At 69.6% G+C, this 2,545-nt stretch carries 3 protein-coding genes; all 3 read left to right on the forward strand.

Features of this window, described 5'->3' with window-relative positions:
- The first annotated feature begins 246 nt into the window (after positions 1-246).
- On the forward strand, positions 247-597 hold the full coding sequence (locus ACIBH3_RS16825; protein WP_396312727.1) for a hypothetical protein: 351 nt from the start codon (positions 247-249) through the stop codon (positions 595-597).
- Between the two features lie 856 nt (positions 598-1,453).
- A complete protein-coding gene (locus ACIBH3_RS16830; RefSeq protein WP_396312728.1) occupies positions 1,454-2,197 on the forward strand; it encodes an IPT/TIG domain-containing protein in 744 nt (247 codons plus the stop codon).
- Positions 2,198-2,351: 154 nt separating this feature from the next.
- On the forward strand, positions 2,352-2,545 hold a 194-nt coding region (locus ACIBH3_RS16835), incomplete at its 3' end, for an IPT/TIG domain-containing protein (RefSeq protein WP_396312729.1).

The following is a 2,545-nucleotide window of genomic DNA, read 5'->3' on the forward strand; positions in this document are numbered from 1 at the left end:
GCCCCCCGCCCTCCACCCCCACCGACAGGGGCACGACGGCAGTCCTGATCACCGATGTGGTCCCCGGAAGACACTCCTTCCGGGGACCACATTCGTGCTGCGGGGTGGACGCGTGGCACGGCGGTGAAGATATGTCTACTGCGGCGGGTGGGTGAAGTTCGGTGTCGCCCCGGTGCCTTTCCCGGCGGTCCTCGTTAGTCAGTTGTCTGCGAACATCCGCGACGTAGTTTCAACACGGAGGCAGTAATGCACATTGGCAAGAAGGCAGCCTTTCTGAGCGCGGTTGCCGGCGCGCTGGTCCTCGGTGCAGGAGGTGCCGCTAGCGCGTGTGCCACCCACCCTCACCACCCGGCCCCCGGCGGGTCCACCCAGCACAACGAGTGCAGCACCAGCACCGGCACCATTGCGGACACCGTGCTGACCGCGCCGACGGGTGACGTCTCCTTCGGCTCCAACTGCATCAACCTCGATGGGACGGGCCAGGCGCACCAGACCAACGAGTGCGACACCTCCGCCGGCACCACCGCCGTGACCAGCGGGCTGGCTCCCACGGGCGAGATCGAGGTCTCCTCCAACTGCGCGAACATCGCGTACTGACGACGCGCACGGTCACGGACGCCGAGCCACTGACCGTCCCCCGTTCTCCGCTCCCGCAGGCGGGGGCACGGCGGGAGTTCTGATCACCGATGTGGTCCCCGGAAGGCACTCCTTCCGGGGACCACATTCGCGTTCCTGGCGAGTGGGGCCCTGGCCGACTGGTGCCAACCGAAGGCGGCAATGACGTTCCGCCGCCGGAAGCGCCCGCTTGGCCGCCGCGCACGCACTGGTCGGCTTCGCGGCACTGCGCCACCCCGAGCACGCGGCCGTCATCCAACGAGCCGTCGCGTCCCGCCCGGAACGCTTCGACCGCAGGCGCGGTACGACATCAGCGAGGCAGGAGCCCTGCCGTACTTTCTTGCACCGAGCGATAGTTGACGCATAGTCACCGACTTGTCACGTCGCCGGACGGCGACTCCCCCTCGCCGCCCCCCAAGCCCCGGCGACCCTCGCGCTCGATCTGGCCCGCGACCTCGACGGACCGGCCACGGCGGGATCGCGGCACCAGCGCGGCAGCGTACGTCGACCCGATCAGGCGGGCCTCACGCTCCGCCATTCGAGTGACTCTCCGTCAGCACTCTTGCGCAATGCGTAACTCGAACGGGTCAATGTGTGTATCCGAACCGGTGGGCCGCCCATCCCTCTCCGGGGGAGCGACAAGTCGGCCTCACCCGCTGACCCCACGTCAGCGATAAGGCCTCATGCCGCAATGGGCACCCCCGAAGAGGAACGGATCCGCCAGCCGGTGCCCCACCTTGGCGCCGGCTGGCGCGGCGGACTCACGCTCTGTCCATGGGGCGTCATGCGGACGGTTCGGCTGCCGTCCCACCCAGTCAGCGGAAAGGGAGCACCTCTCATGCCTATCTCTCCGAACCAGGGATCCACCGGCGGCGGCACCGCCGTGACCATCACCGGCACCAACCTCAGCGGCGCCACCGCGGTGAAGTTCGGTACCAAGTCGGCCACCATCACCGCCAACACCAGCACCTCGGTCAGCGTCATCTCCCCGTCGGGCACCGGGACCGTCGGTGTGACCGTGACCACGCCGGGTGGGACCAGCAACCCGCTGTCGTTCTTCTACGTCGGGGCGCCGTTCAAGGCCTCCCTCAGTGCCAGCGCCGGAGTGCTCGCGGGCGGCAACACCGTCACCATCAGCGGCACCGGTCTGTCCACCGCCACCAGCGTGGCCTTCGGTGCCAACAGCGCGACCCCGACCGTGACCTCCGACAGCCTGATCAGCGTCACCGTCCCCGCCGGCGCCGCTGCCGGGTCGGTCGGAGTCACGGTCACCACCGCCGGCGGCAGCAACAACGGCCTGTCCTACACCTACGTCGACGTCCCCACGATCACCACCATCGTTCCCGACTCCGGCCCCACCTCCGGAGGCACGGCGGTGACCATCACCGGCACCGAGTTCGCCACCACCCAGTCGGTCACCGTCAACGGCACGGTGGCGCCGTTCGCGGTCGTCAACGGCACCACGCTCTCCGTCGTCACCCCGCCCGGGACTGCCGGCGCGGTCGACGTCGTGGTCACCACCTCCGGCGGATCCGTCACCGCCACGGGTGGCTTCACCTACCTGGCCGGCCCCGGCATCTGATCCGCGCGCCGGAGCCCGGCAGGCCACCGGACTCCGGCCCAGGACCCCGCCCCGGCAGAGGCACCCTTCCGCCTCTGCCCCGGCGGGCACCACCGCCACGGGCTCGCCGACACGCCTCCCGTCGGTCGAGCCCCACCCGCAAGGAGATCAGTTGTTGACCAGCCCTCAGACTCAATACGGATGGGCCATCCTGTCCGCCCCGACCCTGATCGTTCTCAGCCCCAGCCAGGGCACGGCCGTCGGCGGCAACACGGTCACCATCGTCGGCAGCGGCTTCACCGGTGCCAGTGCGGTGAAGTTCGGTACCACCGCCGCGAGCTCGTTCACCGTCGTCTCCGACAGCACCAT

This window comes from Kitasatospora sp. NPDC050543 (assembly GCF_044457565.1).
Lineage (GTDB): Bacteria > Actinomycetota > Actinomycetes > Streptomycetales > Streptomycetaceae > Kitasatospora.